This is a genomic window from Streptomyces xylophagus (assembly GCF_000716435.1).
GTDB classification, from domain to species: Bacteria; Actinomycetota; Actinomycetes; order Streptomycetales; family Streptomycetaceae; genus Streptomyces; species Streptomyces xylophagus.
Genome location: NZ_JNWO01000005.1, coordinates 435,887 through 452,582, shown reverse-complemented (window position 1 = coordinate 452,582; position 16,696 = coordinate 435,887). Strand labels below are relative to the sequence as shown.

Annotated in this window: 13 protein-coding genes; 10 read left to right on the top strand and 3 right to left on the bottom strand. The window is 72.0% G+C overall.

Features of this window, described 5'->3' with window-relative positions; all coding sequences use genetic code 11:
• The first annotated feature begins 79 nt into the window (after positions 1-79).
• The 3 genes from OO70_RS13315 to OO70_RS13305 all read left to right on the top strand — a co-directional run bounded on the left by OO70_RS13315 (position 80) and on the right by OO70_RS13305 (position 2,828).
• Positions 80-757, top strand: a complete 678-nt coding sequence (locus tag OO70_RS13315) for a uracil-DNA glycosylase (RefSeq protein ID WP_043668886.1) — start codon at positions 80-82, stop codon at positions 755-757.
• An 89-nt stretch (positions 758-846) separates the two neighbouring features.
• Positions 847-1,809 carry an N-acetylglucosamine kinase gene (locus tag OO70_RS13310; protein WP_043669124.1) on the top strand — a complete coding sequence of 321 codons (963 nt, stop codon included), beginning with the start codon at positions 847-849 and terminating at the stop codon, positions 1,807-1,809.
• Positions 1,810-1,904: 95 nt separating this feature from the next.
• Positions 1,905-2,828 carry a sirohydrochlorin chelatase gene (locus OO70_RS13305; RefSeq protein WP_106971669.1) on the top strand — a complete coding sequence of 308 codons (924 nt, stop codon included), beginning with the start codon at positions 1,905-1,907 and terminating at the stop codon, positions 2,826-2,828.
• A 100-nt stretch (positions 2,829-2,928) separates the two neighbouring features.
• Here OO70_RS13305 and OO70_RS13300 read toward each other — a convergent pair whose 3' ends face one another.
• Positions 2,929-3,963, bottom strand: a complete 1,035-nt coding sequence (locus OO70_RS13300; RefSeq protein WP_043668879.1) for a lactonase family protein — start codon at positions 3,961-3,963, stop codon at positions 2,929-2,931.
• A 318-nt stretch (positions 3,964-4,281) separates the two neighbouring features.
• Complete coding sequence (locus OO70_RS13295) at positions 4,282-5,775, bottom strand: FUSC family protein (RefSeq protein ID WP_043668876.1); 1,494 nt, start codon at positions 5,773-5,775, stop codon at positions 4,282-4,284.
• A 179-nt stretch (positions 5,776-5,954) separates the two neighbouring features.
• Between OO70_RS13295 and OO70_RS13290 the strand changes: the two genes are divergently transcribed.
• The 5 genes from OO70_RS13290 to OO70_RS13270 all read left to right on the top strand — a co-directional run bounded on the left by OO70_RS13290 (position 5,955) and on the right by OO70_RS13270 (position 12,135).
• The gene (locus OO70_RS13290) at positions 5,955-6,431 is read left to right on the top strand and encodes an Lrp/AsnC family transcriptional regulator (protein ID WP_043668873.1); all 477 of its coding nucleotides are present in this window, start codon (positions 5,955-5,957) and stop codon (positions 6,429-6,431) included.
• Between the two features lie 19 nt (positions 6,432-6,450).
• A complete protein-coding gene (locus tag OO70_RS13285) occupies positions 6,451-7,128 on the top strand; it encodes an HAD family hydrolase (protein WP_043668870.1) in 678 nt (225 codons plus the stop codon).
• Between the two features lie 103 nt (positions 7,129-7,231).
• The gene (locus OO70_RS13280) at positions 7,232-9,403 is read left to right on the top strand and encodes a TerD family protein (protein ID WP_043668867.1); all 2,172 of its coding nucleotides are present in this window, start codon (positions 7,232-7,234) and stop codon (positions 9,401-9,403) included.
• Positions 9,404-9,605: 202 nt separating this feature from the next.
• Positions 9,606-10,286 carry a class I SAM-dependent DNA methyltransferase gene (locus OO70_RS13275; protein ID WP_043668865.1) on the top strand — a complete coding sequence of 227 codons (681 nt, stop codon included), beginning with the start codon at positions 9,606-9,608 and terminating at the stop codon, positions 10,284-10,286.
• 208 nt (positions 10,287-10,494) lie between these two features.
• Complete coding sequence (locus OO70_RS13270; protein WP_407702767.1) at positions 10,495-12,135, top strand: SpoIIE family protein phosphatase; 1,641 nt, start codon at positions 10,495-10,497, stop codon at positions 12,133-12,135.
• 28 nt (positions 12,136-12,163) lie between these two features.
• Here OO70_RS13270 and OO70_RS13265 read toward each other — a convergent pair whose 3' ends face one another.
• Positions 12,164-13,645: an MFS transporter gene (locus OO70_RS13265; protein ID WP_043668859.1), complete on the bottom strand. Its 1,482-nt coding sequence runs from the start codon at positions 13,643-13,645 to the stop codon at positions 12,164-12,166.
• A gap of 223 nt (positions 13,646-13,868) precedes the next feature.
• Between OO70_RS13265 and OO70_RS55955 the strand changes: the two genes are divergently transcribed.
• Together OO70_RS55955 and OO70_RS13250 are read left to right on the top strand one after the other, a co-directional pair.
• Positions 13,869-15,797 (top strand): aromatic amino acid lyase, encoded by a 1,929-nt coding sequence (locus OO70_RS55955; protein WP_078651375.1) that lies wholly within the window; start codon positions 13,869-13,871, stop codon positions 15,795-15,797.
• On the top strand, positions 15,794-16,693 hold the full coding sequence (locus tag OO70_RS13250; RefSeq protein ID WP_043668857.1) for an amidohydrolase family protein: 900 nt from the start codon (positions 15,794-15,796) through the stop codon (positions 16,691-16,693). The genes OO70_RS55955 and OO70_RS13250 overlap by 4 nt, the downstream gene beginning before the upstream one ends.
• Positions 16,694-16,696 lie beyond the last annotated feature (3 nt).

Here is a 16,696-nt window from a genome sequence, read left to right as displayed (position 1 = left end):
GTCGTCGCTTCGGTCGTTCTCGGTCGGGCTCGGGCCACCGGTTGATCGCCGGGCCCTGTACGGCAGTAGGGTGACGCCCGTGGCACCACGACCGTTGCATGAGATCGTCGAACCGGGCTGGGCGAAAGCCCTGGAACCCGTGGCCGGACGCGTCGCCGAGATGGGGGACTTCCTGCGCGCGGAGATCGCCGCGGGGCGCACCTATCTACCGGCCGGGCCGAATGTCCTGCGGGCCTTCCAGCAGCCCTTCGACGACGTCCGCGTCCTGATCGTCGGACAGGACCCCTACCCGACGCCGGGGCACGCGGTGGGGCTGTCGTTCTCGGTGGCCCCCGAGGTACGCCCGCTCCCGCCGAGCCTGCTCAACATCTACCGGGAGCTCAACACGGACCTGGGGCTGCCCCAGCCGTCCAACGGCGATCTGACGCCGTGGAGCCAGCAGGGGGTGCTCCTGCTCAACAGGGCGCTCACCACTGCCCCGCGCAGTCCCGCCGCCCATCGCGGCAAGGGCTGGGAAGAGGTCACCGAGCAGGCGATACGCGCGCTCGCCGGGCGCGGCAAGCCCCTGGTGTCCATCCTGTGGGGCCGCGACGCCCGTAACCTCCGCCCCCTCCTCGGCGACCTGCCCTCGGTGGAGTCCTCCCACCCCTCGCCGATGTCCGCCGACCGCGGCTTCTTCGGCTCCCGCCCCTTCAGCCGCGCCAACGACCTGCTGGTCCGGCAGGGAGGACAACCGGTGGACTGGCGCCTGCCGTGACCGTTCCGGGGGACGGGGCGGACGGGGCGGACGGGTCCGTTCCTTCCAGCGCGCCTCCCGCGTCGGACGGCGCGGGCCGGTTTCTCGCCGTGGACTCGGGCGGCTCCGGGCTCCGGGTCGTCGTGGGCGAGGTCGGGCATCGGGTGTCCGGGGCGCTCGTGTCCGGGGAACCTGTTCGGACCGGGGATCGTGGGATCGATGCCGGGCATTTCATGGAGCAGTTGGTGCCCATGGTGCGCGGCTTGGCCGGTGAGGCCGGGGTGGGTGAACTCGGTACGGCTGTGATCGGGGCGGCCGGGCTCGCCACCCTCGGGGACGAGTTGCGGGACGAACTGCCGGGGGCGCTGGCGCGGGAGTTCGGGGTGCGGACGGTCGCGCTCGTCGCCGATGCCGTCAGCGCCTATGTCGGCGCCCTCGGGGCTCGGCCCGGTGCCGTGGTCGCCGCCGGTACCGGGCTCATCGCGATCGGTACCGATCTCGTCGGGTGGCGGCGGGCGGACGGGTGGGGGCATCTGCTCGGCGACTGCGGTGGTGGGGCCTGGATCGGGCGGGCCGGACTGGAGGCCGCGCTGCGTGCGTACGACGGGCGGGACGGTGGCTCCGGCGCGTTGTTGCGCTGTGCCGAGGAGCAGTTCGGGGCGATGGTGGGGTTGCCGGGCACGTTGTATCCGCGGTCGGACCGGCCCGCCGTACTCGCCTCCTTCGCGCCCCGCGTGGCCGAGTGCGCTCCGGACGATCCGGTGGCCGCCGGCATCCTGCGTGACGCGGCCCGGCACATGGTCGAGTCCGTCGTCGCGGTCTGCCCGGCCGACGGTGAGCCCCAAGTCGCTCTCACCGGCGGGCTGTTCAAGATGGGCGACCCGCTCCTCGTACCGCTGCACGAGGAGTTGGCGAAACGGTTGCCGCATGCGCGGCGGGTCGCGGCGGCGGGTGATCCGCTGGACGGTGCCGTCCGGATCGCGCGTGATCTCGCGGTGGGTGCGCTGACCCTGCCGGCCGACGGCGTGATGCTCGGTGTGGTGACCGTAATGGGACGAGGTGATCACTTCTGATCCGTACGTAACTCATCAGACAAAACAGGACGGATACCGCTCACCTGCACCCTCCCCGAACAAGGGAGCCCAGGAAGCCAGTAACATGCGTCGCCATGAGCTCCCCCACTGGGCCCGCGTCCGGCCTGCCAGTACGAATGCCGCGACCTCGCCAGCCCGGGCGGCACCGCCGCCCCGAGCAGCTGGCGGCTCCCGAGGGCGCGCCCGCGTTCGTCCTCGCCGTGCCGGGTACGCCCAGCGCCGCCACGCGTAGCCTTGCCGAGGAGGTCGTGAGCATCGCGCGCTCCGAGCTGCCCGGTCTCGACGGGCGCATCGGTTACCTCGACGGGGACGACGCCGAGTTCCCCACACTGACGTCCGTGCTCGCGCACGCCGCCGAGGAGCGCACCGCCCGTTTCGAGCAGGCCAGGGCCGCCGGCGCCGACGTCAAGGAGCCCGACGGCCCGGTGGCCGTCGTGGTGCCGCTGCTCGCCGGTCCGGACGGCGCGCTGCTGCGCCAGGTCCGCCAGGCCGTCATGGACAGCCGCGTCGCGGCCGACCTGACCGATGTGCTCGGCCCGCACCCGTTGCTCGCCGAGGCGCTGCACGTACGGCTGTCCGAGGCGGGTCTGGCCCGTGCCGACCGCGCCCGGCTGTTCACCGTGGCGACCGCCGCGGACGGCATCATCCTCGCGTCCGTGGGCGGCGAGGAGGCCGTGCAGGCGGCCGGTATCACCGGCATGCTGCTCGCCGCGCGTCTCGCCGTGCCGGTGATGGCCGCGGCGCTGGACCAGGACGGTTCGATCGCGGCGATCGCCGAGCAGCTGCGCGGGTCGGGCTCGCAGCAGCTGGCGCTGGCGCCGTATCTGATCGGTCCGGAGATCGACCCGCGTCTGCTCGACGCGGCCGCCGCCGAGGCCGGCTGCGCCGCCGCCGACGCGCTCGGCCCGTACCCGGCGATCGGCAAGCTCGCGCTCGCCAAGTACACGACGGCGCTGGGTATCGCCCCGCCGCAGCCGCAGGGCGCTCCGGTTCGCTGACCCACCCCGCACGCGTATCGCCGTAGCGCCGAAAGGGCCCCTCCTCACGCGGGAGTGGGCCCTTCGGCATGCCGTGGAAAGGATGGAGAGAACAGCGGGCTCAGTCGAACACCACGCAGGACGCGGCGGTCACCTTGATCGAGCCGCCGCGTCGCGGGACGCCCGTGGGCGGGTCGACGGCGAACCAGGTCACGTCGCCGGAGCGCTCGTTCGCCACGTACAGGTAGCCCCCGGCCTCGGCGATCGCGCGCGGCCAGTGACCTCCGCACGGCACAGTGCCGACGAGCCGCAGGCCCTCCCCCTCGACGGCGAGCACGGACAGTACGTCCTCACCGCGGGTCGCCGCCCAGACGAAGCGGCCGTCCGGCGAGGTCACGATGCCCGAGGGGTAGGCGGCGTCCCCGGCCGGAGCGCCCGTCAGCACCTGCGTCTCGGTCAGCGGCTTCAGTGAGCCGCTCTCGGCGTTCCAGCGGCACACAGTGACGGTCGGGGTGAGTTCGTTGAGGACGTAGGCATGGGTGCCGTCGGGGTGGAAGGCCAGGTGGCGGGGTCCCGAGCCGGGCCGCATCGCGATCTCGCGGTGGAGTTCGGGGCGCCCGTCCTCCAGCGTGCACACGCGCACGGAGTCCGTGCCGAGGTCGACGCCGACCGCCCAGCGACCGCTCGGGTCGGGCTGGATCTGGTGAGCGTGCGGACCCTGCTGACGGCGTTCGTGGGGGCCCGAGCCGGTGTGCCGGAGCTGCCCGGAGGGGCGGTCCGCCAGCGTGCCGTCCGGGTGGACCGGTACGGCGGTGACGCTGCCTGAGCCGTAGTCGGCGGTCAGGACGTGCCCCGCGAACAGGCTCAGGTAGGTCGGACCCGCGCCGACGCGCACCGGCGGACCGAGCAGTTCGGGCTTGTCGCCGTTCACGCGGTAGGCGGCCACCGCGCCCTCGGCCGTCTCGCTGACGGCGTAGAGGGTGTCCCCGTCGGGGGCCAGGGCCAGGTACGAGGGGTCGGGGACGCCGTCGACACTGCTCAGGACGGTCAGCGCGCCGCTGTCCCTGTCCACGGTCGCCGCGACGACACCCGGGCCGCCCGCCGCCGTGAACGACCCGATGAAGGCCCGCCGTTCCCGCCTGCCGCCGTCTGTCACCGCTGTCCCCTCTCGGTCAGTGCTGTCCGGGGTGACGGTAGCAGTCGATCATGACCGGTCTAGACCAAAGTGCCGAGTTGGTTCCAGCGTGGCATGCCGGGCCCTGCGCGCAGCGGCTCGGCGAGTTCCGCCAGGGCGCGCTCCAGGCCGTGGAGGTGGGCCGGCGCGGGTTCCACGGGCGGGCGCGCACCGAAGTGGCCTCTCGCCGCGATGCGTCGCCGTCGGTGAGCGCCTCGACCGCCCTCTCGACGGGCCGCCGACAAGTGACTCTCAGGCGTGCGCTGTCCGAGGCCTCCGGTTCCACCAGGCCGAAGCGGCTCACGCTCCCACAAGCCGCGAGCCGGATCCTGCGCGCAAAGGCTCGGCGAGTTCCGCGAGGGCGCGCTCCAGACTGTGCAGGTGCGCCAGCGCGGGTTCCACCGGTGGCCGGGCCGATGTGGCCGTGAGGCGCGACGCGTCGCCGTCGGTGAGCGCCTCGACCGCGGTCTCGACGCGCCAACAGGCGGCGGCCAGGCGGGCGTCGTGGGAGGCCTCCGGGTCGGCGGCCACGGTGACGAGGCCTCGGACCTCACGGGCGCAGTCGTCGAGCAGGGCGAGCACCCGGCGGGCCCGGCGCTTCCGGCCGAGCATCGGGTTCAGCGGGTGCACGAGGGGCGCGACGGAGAGCCGTACCCGGCCGAGGAGTTGCTCGAGTTCGGCGACGCGTCCGGCGGGGTCGGCCGTCGCGGAACCGGCGAGGCGGGCGGCGGCCTCGGCGGTGCAGGTGTGTACGCAGCGCAGGGCGCGCTGGATCCAGGCGTCCGTGGTGGTGTGGGTGGTCACCGGCAGCACGAGGAGGACGGCCAGTACGGCACCGAGCGCGCCGACGCCGGTCTCCGCGAACCGCAGGGCCAGCAGGGCGGGGTTCAGGACGCCGAGGAGGCCGTAGAGCAGCTCGGCCATCAAGGTCACCGAGAGCATCATCCAGGTGTAGGAGACGGCGGCCGAGTAGAAGATGCCGAAGACGCAGGCGGCCACCAGGATCGCGGTGGGGACGGTGGCGCCGTGGACCGGTACGGCGACGAGCAGGCCCAGGGCGATGCCGAGGACCGTGCCGAGGACACGGCGGAAGCCGCGGACCACGGTCTCGCCGCGTGAGGCGGTGTTCACGAAGATCCACCAGGTGGCGCCGACGGCCCAGTACCAGCGCTGCCCGGACACCAACTGGCCCACCACGAGGGCGAATCCGGCGCCGGCGGTCGCCTGGACCGCCTGCCGGGTGGTCACCCGGGCCAGGCCGCGACCGGCCGGCGGGGCGGGTACGGCGGCCGGGGGCAGCCGGCGCTCGTAGCACCACAGGCCGAAGCGGACCGCCGCCGCGGTGAGGACGGAGAGGACAACTGCCGTGAAGAGCGAGGGCAGTTGGTCGGTGGTGGCGTGCAGGAACTGTGCCACGAAGAAGGTCATGAACGCGAAGACGCCGAGGCTGTGACCGCGCGGTCCCCAGCGGCGGGCGTAGACGCCGGCGCCGACCACGGCGAGGAAGGTGAGGTCGCGGGCGACGGGGTGGTCGTGCAGTTCGGCCGCGGCGGCGAGCACCGGCAGGCCCACGCAGGGCAGCAGCGCGGTGGTGACGGCCTGCCCGCGCACGGTGGGGTCCGTGACCGTGAACAGGGCGAGCAGCGCGGCGAGGCCACCGGTGACGGCACCCGCGAGGGACTGCCCGGTCAGCCCGCAGACGACCACCGCGAAGCCGATACCGAGGACGGCCCGACCGGCGAAACGCAGCCGCACGCGCCCCGGGTCCGGAGCCACGAACACCCTCTTCAGCACTGCTTCCCGCCCCCTGTGAATGCCCCTGGACACCGGCATGAAAAAGGCGCCGCGGAGGTCCGCAGCGCCATCGACATGCCCATGAGAGCATCATCGGGGCGAGTGGCTCAAGTGGCACGCGATCCGATGGACCATTGGCCCAGTCGCCTCGCGCAGGGCCATTGGTACAGTCTCACGTCATGAGCGTGGACGAACTCGACACCCGCATCCTCGGACTCCTCCTGGAGCAGCCCCGCACCAGCGTGCGCGAGTACGCCCGCCTGCTCGGCGTCGCCCGCGGCACGCTCCAGGCGCGCCTGGACCGGATGGAGCGGGACGGAGTGATCACCGGTACGGGACCCTTCCTCTCCCCCGCCGCGCTCGGCCACCCGGTGCTCGCGTTCGTGCACATCGAGGTCACCCAGGGGCATCTCGACGAGGTGGGGGACGCGCTGGCCGCCGTACCGGAGATCGTGGAGGCGTTCTCGATCACCGGTGGCGGGGATCTGCTCACCCGGGTCGTGGCGCGGGACAACGGTCATCTGGAGGACGTGATCCAGCAGTTGATCAGCCTGCCGGGCGTGGTCCGCACCCGTACCGAGATGGCGTTGCGCGAGCGTGTCCCGCACCGCTTGCTGCCGCTGGTCGAGTCGATCGGTCGCGCGGCCGGGAAGTGATCCTTGGCATCCTGAACCCATGAGCAACCTCGGCGGCCTCTCGGTCATCTTCGATCTCGACGGCACACTCGTGGACAGCGAGCCGAACTACTACGAAGCCACCCGGCAGACCCTCGCCGAGCACGGCGTCCCGGACTTCACCTGGGCCCAGCACGAGCGCTTCGTCGGTATCAGCACCCAGGAGACCCTCGCTCTCCTGAAGGAGCGCCACGGCCTGAAGGCGCCGGTGGAGGAACTGCTCGCGGAGACGAACCGCCGTTATCTGGCGCTGGCCCGGGCCGCCACGCGCGTGTACCCGGAGATGCGGAAGTTCGTGGAGCTGCTGGCGGCCGAGGGGGTGCCGATGGCGGTGGCATCGGGTTCGTCGCCGGAGGCCATCGAGGCGATCCTGACGGGCACCGGGCTGGACGCGTCGCTGCGGACCGTGGTCTCGGCGGACGAGGTGGCGTACGGCAAGCCCGCGCCGGACGTCTTCCTGGAGGCCGCGCGCAGGCTCGGGGCGGCTCCGGCGGACTGTGTGGTCCTGGAGGACGCGGCTCCGGGCGCGGCGGCGGCGCACGCGGCCGGGATGCGGTGCATCGCGATCCCGTACGTGGCCGCGCAGGCCGACGCCCCCGAGTTCGCCACGGCGGGACTGCTGCTGCGGGGCGGCCAGGCGGAGTTCAGCGCGCAGGGGGCGTACGACTGGTTGGCGTGACATCTGGGGTCGCAAGAAACGGGCCGTAAGAAATCGGGCTGCGGGAAAAGGGGTGCACGAAACCCGAATGCGCCCCCTTGTTCGGTTCTGGGAGCATGTCGGAATGATCGACCGACTCGAACCGCTGGTCATCCGGCACACGTTCCGCGTCCCCACGCCCACCGGTCCCGTGGGCGAAGGCGCCACCGCCGCACGGCAGTTGGACGCCGCGCTGCTGTCCGTGGGCTTCAAGCTCTCCCCGGAGCTGCTGGAACGACTGTCGGGGCTGTCCGAGGAGACGGTCGTCGGCATCGCCGCGAACACCCTGCCGACCGTCCGCGAGCTGGTCGGTGATCACGTCCGGCACAACGTCTACTTCATCGACTTCCCGGCCAACGTGCCGGACACCGTGGACTTCTGGATGTCGTGCGTCGCCGAGGCGTTCCGCGACAAGGACACCCCGGCCGCGACGCTCAAGCAGCTGCGCACCGGCGTGGTGAACCTGCTCGACCTGCCGACCTACGGCAGGTATCAGCACACGTACGCCGACATGCTGGCCGCGCAGGACGAGTTGATCGCGGCGGCGGGCGACCGGCTCACGGTGCTGCACCCTGGCGGTGACCTGGACGACGAACTCACTGCCCTGTACCTGGCGTTGGCGGGCAGCGGCACACCGCTGAGCGAGGAGCACCTGCGGGATCTGCGGGCGTTGGCCGAGCGGTGTGTCGACGGGCCGCAGCCCGAGGTGATCCCGGTCCGGGAGAACCGCGCGGTCGTCAACCAGGCCCGGCTGACGGCCGGTTCGGAGCTGCTGGTGGACACCGTCACCGATGTGCTGCGGCTGGCCTGCGCGATGTCGGACGGCGATGTGACGCTGGCGGAGCCGACCCGCTTCCGGTCGCTGTCCCGTCCGGTGCGGCGGGCACTGCTCGCAGCGCTGGACTCGGTGGTCGCCGCGTCTCCCGTCAAGCTCGCCGACGTGGGCGTGCACCGGGAGGAGTGGAAGCGGCTCGGTGAGCGGCTGCATCCGCACGAGTACCCGCAGTGGCCGCACGCCGCCGAGGTGTTCGCGGTCGCGCGCGGTGAGCTGAAGGTGCGGTCCTTCGACGGCCGGGTCGAAGAACTCCTCGCGGAGAACGACGTGTTGGGGGCGGTGAAGCTGCTGAAATCCGCGCCCGGCAAGCTGTTCCGCGCGCTGGACCGTCTGCTGCGCACCGCGCTCACGCAAGAGGAGCGGGACACCGTGGTGGCCGCCGCCGAGGAAGTGGCGCCCGAGGTGTCCGGCCGGGTCGTGCTCTCGGTGCGCGAGCACCTGCACAACAGGGCCCGGGACACCGGGGAGTTGCGGGTGTTCGTGAACCGGCGCGGCCGTGCCTGGGTCACCGACGACGAGCGGGCGGTCGTAGGACCGGTGGAGCGGGCGCGGCTGATTGCCGTGCTCGACGACGAGACGCGGCGTCGACTGCCTTGTCCGGAGCGGCTGTTGGTCGATCCGGAGGTGCTCGACGTGGCGCTGCCGTTGAGCGGGAAGGCGACGGCGGCCGGGCTCGGGGTGCTGCCGCGCGGGTCCGTGTCGGCGGTGGAGGGCGAGTTGCTGCGCTTCTTTGTGTACTGGAAGGAGGCCGAGCAGCGTACCGACTTCGACCTGTCGGCGCTGATGCTCAACGCGGACTACTCGACGAACACCTGGTTGTCGTACACCTCGCTCACCGACGTCGAGGGTGAGCACTCCGGTGACATCGTCGAAGCACCCGACGGGGCCTCGGAGTTCATCAATCTGCGGCTGGGTGCCGTGCGCGGGGCGTTCATCGTGCCGCAGGTCAACATCTTCGCGGGCGAGGGCTTCGAGGAGGTCGAGGAGTCCTTCTTCGGGTTCATGCTGCGCGAGGGCGAGCAGAAGGGGCGGCCGTTCGAGCCGCGTACCGTGCGCATGAAGTCGGAGCTGCGCGGTGCGGGCCGGGTCGCGCTGCCGCTGGTGTTCCTGCGCGGGGACGACGGCCGCTGGCGGGCGAAGTGGCTGCACCTGTACCTCAAGGGCAGCCCGTCGGCGAACCGGGTGGAGGAGAACCGGGTGACGGTGGCCAACCTGCTGCGCGGCATCGTGGAGCGGGAGCAGCTCACGGTGCGCCATCTCGTCGGCCTGATGACCGGGGAGGCGACCGAAGTGACGCTGTGGGACGGCGAGACCGTCCCGGACGGTCCGGTCACCTTCATCGGTCTGCGCCGCCCGGACGAACTGCCCGCGGGATCGCGGATCGTCACTCTCGAAAACCTGCGCGACCTGATCCCCGACTGACTGATAGCGTCGACCTCGGCGAGGCCATGAGCGGGCTTCCTTCTCAGCTGCCTTCGGGCATTAAATCCAGTCCGTTCGCTTTCCTCGCCCTCGACGTGCCGTGAGGGGTGCCCCAGGGCGCCCCTCACGGCGTTTTTCTGTCTAAACCGCTCTTCACGCACTTGTGGGACAATCCTCTATGCGCGGACGAAAGGCCACTTCAGTGAGCAGAGCGAACGACGGGGCCGGCTACGAGAGCCTGCGGCTCGACCGCTCAGGTCAGGCCGAGGCCTTCGATGCCATCGGCGACCGATACGACGAGGCCTTCCCGCACAAGGAGGGCCAGGTCGGCGCCGGTGAGTGGCTGATCGCGTCCCTCGATCCGGGCTCCCGCGTGCTGGACCTCGGCAGCGGCACAGGCGTGCCGACCGCCCGGCAGCTCACGGACGCGGGCCTCGATGTCGTGGGGGTGGACCTGTCCGGGGGGATGGTGGAGCTGGCCCGGAAGTACGTCCCCACCGCCACCTTCCACCAGCTGGATCTCGCGGACCTGCGCCCGGGCGGCCCCACCGACCTGGGCCGTTTCGACGGCGTCGCCGCGTTCTTCTCCCTGCTGATGCTGCCGCGCGCGGAGATTCCCCTCGCGCTGCGCACGATCCACCATCTGCTGACTCCGGGCGGTCTGTTCGCCCTGTCGATGGTGGAGGCCCATGTGGACGACTTCGCGATCCCGTTCCTCGGCAACACGATCAGGGTCTCCGGGTATCTCCTCGACGACCTGCACAAGATCCTGGACACGGCCGGCTTCGAGATCGTGAAGGAGACCTCCTACACCTACGCTCCGGCGGCCGGCGACGTCCCGCCCGAGGAACAGGTCTTCCTCTGCTGCCGACGGCGCGACTGAGGCCGTAGCACCGACACGGCGGCCAGCGCCGCACCAGTGGACGGGACGAAGCGTGACGGAGCAGCACAGCCCCCGCGAAGGCCCCGCCGGAAGCTCCCGGCGAGGCGGCTCGTCGAGCGGCTCGGGGCCCGTCGCGTCGCCGGTGCCCGCACCGCAGACCGACCGGCTCCAGTACCTGGATGTGGCCACCCGGCGGATAGCGCGCGGGATGGACCTGGACGAGACGCTGCGGGAGCTGCGGTGGGCGGCGGTGCCCGCCTTCGCCGACGCGATCGTCATCCACCTGCACGATCCGCTGCCCATGGGGGACGAGAGGTCGGCCGCGCCCGTCGTCCTGCTGTTGCACAGCGTCGACCGGGCGCCGGAGGCCAGGACCGCCCTCCTGATGCCGCACGCCGAGTACGCGAGCGTGACCGAGCGGGTACAGCCGATGCCCGACGGCCGGCTCTCGAAGCTGCTCCTGGCCGGGCAGCCGGCCTTCGGCGACGCGCCGGACATCGGCCCCGCGGTGGCCGAGCTGCTCGGTCCCGCGGCGAGCGCGCCGGGCACACTGCCGCCGGGCCGCCGGCTGATCATCGCCCCGCTGCACGGCCGCCACCACGTCATGGGCACCGTCGTCCTGCTGCGCCGCCCCGAGCGGCCCGCGTTCACCGGCGACGACCTCCTCGTCGCCTCCCAGCTGGCCACCCACACCGCCATCGGCGTCCAGAAGGCGGTGATGTACGGCCACGAGGCCTCCGTGGCGGACACGCTCCAGCGCACGATGCTGCCGTCGTCCCTGCCCGAGCCGACCGGCGTCCAGCTGGCCAGCCGCTATCTGCCCGCCTCGAAGACCGCGCAGGTCGGCGGGGACTGGTACGACGCGATACCGCTGCCCGGAAACCGGGTCGCGCTGATCGTCGGCGACGTCATGGGCCACTCCATGACCTCCGCCGCGATCATGGGCCAGCTGCGCACCATCGTGCAGACCCTCGCCGGCCTCGACCTCCCCCCGCACGAGGTGCTGCACCACCTCGACGAACAGGCCCAGCGGCTCGGCAGCGACCACATCGCGACCTGCCTGTACGCGATCTACGACCCGATCTCGCACCGCCTGCTCATGGCCAACGCCGGCCACCCGCCCGCCGTACTGCTGCGCCCGAACGGCCACGCGGAGGTCCTGCGCGTGCCGCCGGGCGCGCCGATCGGCGTCGGCGGCGTCGTCTTCGAGTCCGTGGAGATGCCCGCGCCCACCGGCACGACCCTGGTGCTGTACACCGACGGCCTGGTCGAGTCCCGGGACACGGACGTGGGGACGGGTGTCGAGACCCTGCGCACCCACCTCCAGTCCACCCGGCACGGACACCGCCTCGCCTCGCTGGAGCGGCTGTGCGACCGCATCCTCACCACGCTGGCACCGGGCCCCCGCGACGACGACATCGCCCTGCTCACCGCCCGCTTCGACGGCTTTCCCCCGGACAGCGTCGGCTACTGGCACCTCGACCCCCACCCGCTCACCGCGGGCCAGGCCCGCCGGCTGACCCGCAGGGTGCTGCGCCGCTGGGGCCTGGACGACCTGCTCGACAGCACGGAACTCATGGTCAGCGAGGTCGTCACGAACGCCGTGCGGTACGCCTCACGCCCGATCTCGCTACGGCTGCTGCGCACCGACGTGCTGCGCTGCGAGGTGACCGACGACTCGCCCCTGGTGCCCCGGATGCGACAGGCGGCGCCGGGTGACGAGGGCGGTCGCGGACTGTTCCTGGTCGACCGGCTCGCGCAGCGCTGGGGGGCGACCCGGCTGAGCACGGGCAAGGTGGTGTGGTTCGAGCAGCGCATCCCGAAAGAGCCGCCGTATCACGGGAGTTGACACTCAGACGTATCACGGGAGTTGACACTCAGACCGGTCCAACTCCCGTGCCTCCCTTGAGGCGTTCCAGGTCGGAGGGGCGGACCTGGATCACGACGACGGCGATCAGCGCGGCGACGACGGTGAAGATCGCCGCCATGACGAACGCGGCCGAGACACCGGCGGTGAGGACGTGCTCGCCCCAGGTGCCCGGGAGTTGGCCGGTGCGCTGGAAACGGATGCGCTCGGCCGGGGTCGCCCGGGACAGGAACGCGGGAATCTGGTCCTTCGCCTCGTTCCTGCTCGCCGTACCGAACATCGTGACCAGGATGGACAGACCGAGCGAACCGCCCACCTGTTGCATGGCGTTGAGGAGTCCGGAGGCCGCACCGGTCTCCTGGACCGGTACGTCGGAGAGCGCCATCAGGGTCAGCGAGACGAACTCCATGCCCATGCCGAGGCTGAACACCAGCATCGGGCCGAGGACGCTGCCCAGGTAGGTGGAGTGGACGTCGGTCAGCGTCAGCCAGGACAGACCGCCCGCCGCGAGGACCGCGCCCACCACCATGAAGGGCTTGGGCCCGTACGTCGGCAGGAACCGCGAGGCCAGGCCCGCGCCGACCGCGATCACGGCACTGACCGGCAGGAAGGCGAAGCCGGCCATGAGCGGGCTGAAGCCCAGCACGTCCTGCACGAAGAGCGTGAGGAAGAAGAACATGCCGAAGATCGCGGCGGCGAGGCAGAGCATGATGCCGTACGTCCCGGCGCGGTTGCGGTCGCGGAACATGTGCAGCGGGGTGATCGGCTGCCGGGAGCGCCGCTCGACCAGGACGAACACCGCGAGGACCACCACGGCCGCGGCGAACGAGGCAAGGGTGAGCCAGTCGCTCCAGCCCTCCTGCGCGGCCCGGATGAAGCCGTAGACCAGCAGCACCATGCCCACGGTGGAGGTCAGCGCGCCGGTGATGTCGAAGTGGCCCGGGTGGCGTTCGGACTCGCGGATCCAGCGCGGGGTGGCGAGGACGATGAGCAGTCCGATGGGCACGTTGACGAAGAGCACCCACCGCCAGTTCAGCCACTCGACGAGGATTCCGCCCATCAGCAGCCCGATCGCGCCGCCGCCGGCCGAGACACCGGCGAAGACCCCGAACGCCCGGTTGCGCTCCGGGCCTTCGCGGAACGTCGTGCTGATCAGGGCGAGGGAGGTCGGGGAGGCGATGGCACCGCCGACGCCCTGGAGGGCGCGGGCGGCGAGGAGTTCACCGGAGTTCTGCGACAGCCCGCCGAGCAGGGAGGCGAGCACGAAGAGCAGCACCCCGAACACGAACACCCGCCGCCGGCCGAGAATGTCACCGGCCCGCCCACCGAGCAGCAGCAGACCGCCGAAGGTGAGGGTGTAGGCGTTGACGACCCAGGCCAGGCTCGTGGTGGAGAACCCCAGGGAGCTCTGGATGTGCGGGAGCGCGATGTTCACGATGGTGATGTCGAGGACCACCATCAACTGACAGGACGCGATGACCAACAGGGCCATGGTGCTTCCGCCACCGCCCGTTTCCGGGGTGGTGGTCTGCGCTGTGGAGGCTTCCTGAGGGCTGCTGCTCATGGTGGTTCGCACTCACGGGAGGCAAGTGAACGGCTCCGTCCACTACATACTCACCGTTCGACGGTACGCCCGCCCCCTGCTCCTCACCACTCGATCATCGGGACCCCAGGCGCTAGGTTCACACATGACAGGACATGGGGAGAAACCATTGGTGACCGAGGTCGTCGTCGACGGACGGACGCTGTCCTACGGCGATGTCGTCGCCGTCGCCCACCACGGCGCCCAAGTCGCCCTGGCGGACGGGGTGTTGTCGCGTCTGGTGCGCGAACGGGCAATCGTGGACGACGTGGTCGACCGGCAGGTGCCGACGTACGGCCTGACGACGGGACTCGGCGCCCGCTCCTCCTACGCCCTGCCTCGCGCGGAACTCGACGCGTTCAGCGTCCGCACGGTCCGGGGCCGGGCGAACGCGGTCGGCGATCCACTGCCGGTCACTGTCGTACGGGCGGCTCTCCTCGCCCGGGTCAACGGACTCGCGGGCGGCGGCAGCGGAGTGCGGCCGGAGATCCCACGGCTGCTCGTGGACCTGCTCAACGCGCGGGTGCATCCGGTGATCCCCGAGGTGGGGTCGATCGGCGCCTCCGATCTGTGCCAGATGGCGCATGTCGGTCTCGTCGTCATCGGTGAGGGCAGCGCGGAGTGCGGCGGTGAGGTGCTCGACGGCGCCACGGCCCTGCGCCGGGCAGGGCTCATCCCGGCCCGACTCGGTCCGAAGGACGGCCATGTGCTGTGCAGCGCGAGCCCGTTGGCGGCCGGCGTCGGCGCACTCGCCCTGCACGAGGCGGGCGCGGTTCTCGCGCTGGCGCAGGCGGTCACGGCGCTGACCTACGAGGGCTTCCGGGCCAACACCAGCCCGCTCGACCCCCGGGTGCTGGGCCTGCGCCCCGCCCCCGGGCAGTCCCGGGCGGCGGCCGAACTGCTCGCCCTGCTGGACGGCGGTGAACTGGGCGATCCTCGCAACGCGCGCCGCGTGCAGGACCCGGTGAGCCTGCGCTGCGCCGCCCAGGTGCACGGCGCCGCGTATGCCGCCCTGGACTTCGCTGACGCCGCGCTGATGCCGGAGTTGAACGGGTGCGGGGACAATCCGGTGGTGCTGGGCGGTGTCGGGGGTGGCGCGGAGGGGTTGAGCGGTGCCGGGGCTGGCGCAGAGGGGCTGAGCGGTGCCGGGGCTGGCGCGGAAGAGCTGAGCGGTATCGGGGCTGACACAGAGGGGCTGAGCAGTGCCGGGGCTGACACAGAGGGGCTGAGCAGTGCCGGGGCTGACACAGAGGGGCTGAGCGGTATCGGGGCTGACGCGGAAGGGCTAAGCGGTGCCGGGGACGGCACGGAAGAGCTGAGCGGTACCGAGGCTGACGCGGAAGAGTTGAGCAGTGCCGGAGACGGCTCCGAGGTGCCGACTGGTGCCGGCGCCGGCCCGAGGGCGCCGACCGCCGCCGCAGACGCCCCGAAAATGCTGACAGACACCGGCGACGAGCCGCAGGCACCGGCACCGGCGCCGCCCGGCACCGGCGAGATCCTCTCGTCCGGGAACTTCCACACCCCTGCCCTGGCCCTCGCCTACGACACCCTCGCGCTGGCCCTGACCCAGACGGCCTCGATCTCCGCCGAACGCATGCGCCGACTGCTCGACCCGGCGGTGAGCGGACTGCCCGCGAACCTCTCCCCGTACGGCCCGGAGCGCTCGGGGTTCGCGCCGCTGGTCAAGACGGCGCAGGCGCTCGTCGCCGAGATCCGCATGCTGTCGACCCCGGTGTGCACCGATCCACGTCAGGGTGCCGACTCCGTCGAGGACGACTCGACCAACGCGGCGCTCGGGGCACGGCGGTTGACGACGATGCTCGGCCGGCTGCGCCAACTCCTCGCTGTGGAGGCGGTGGTGGCCGCGCAGGCGGTGGATCTGACGGCGCCGGCCGCGCTGGGGCGGGGACCGGAGTTTCTGCACCGCGCGATCCGGAAGCTCGTGCCCACCCTGAACGACGACCGGCCGCACGGCGTGGACGTGGAGACGGTGAGCCGCGACATCCTGGGGTCCGACGACGTCCGCAGCACACTGAACGCCTTGGCGGGAGAAGTGACATGACCAACGTCGACGTACACCAGCATCTGTGGACCCCTTCGCTGGTGACGGCCCTGCGCGCCCGCCGCGAACCGCCGTACCTGGACGGCTGGACCCTGTTCCTGGCCGGTGAACCGCCCTTCGAGATACCGCCCGCCGACCACGATGTCGCCCAGCGCGCGGAACTCGCCGTCGCCGAAGGCCTGGGCCGGGCCCTGGTCTCGCTGTCCGCGCCGATCGGCGTGGAGTGGCTGCCCGCCGACGAGGCACGGCCCCTGCTCGACGCCTATCACGACGGCGCGGCGGCGCTGCCCGAGCCGTTCGGGGCGTGGGCCGCGGCCTGTGTACGGGACGTCGACGCGGACGCGACCGCCAAGGACCTCGACCGCGGCTTCGTCGGCCTCCAGCTTCCCGCCAACTCCCTTGCCGATGCCGCCGGTTACGCCCGCTGCGCCCCGCTCCTCGATCTCCTCGAAGAACGCGACCTCCCGCTCTTCGTCCACCCGGGCCCCGCGACCGGCGATGCGGAGGATCCCGCCTGGTGGCCCGCGATGGTGCCGTACGTCCAGCAGATGCACGCCGCCTGGTACGCCTTCCGCGCCTTCGGCCGCCCACGCCATCCCCGCCTGCGGGTGTGCTTCGCGCTGCTGGCCGGGCTCGCCCCGCTGCACGGGGAGCGGCTGGCCGCCCGGAGCGGACGGCGCGCGGAGGCCGACCTCGGCGTGTTCGTCGAGACCTCGTCGTACGGCCCGACCGCCGTCGAGGCGACCGTGCGCGCCCTCGGTGTGAACGCCGTGGTGCAGGGCTCGGACCGGCCGTACGCGGAGCCGCCGCGCTATCCGGGCTACGGGCTCGGCGGAGCGGCGGCGTACGCCTTCCGCATCGCCAACCCACGCCGGCTGCTCACCGGCGAGGGGTGAGTG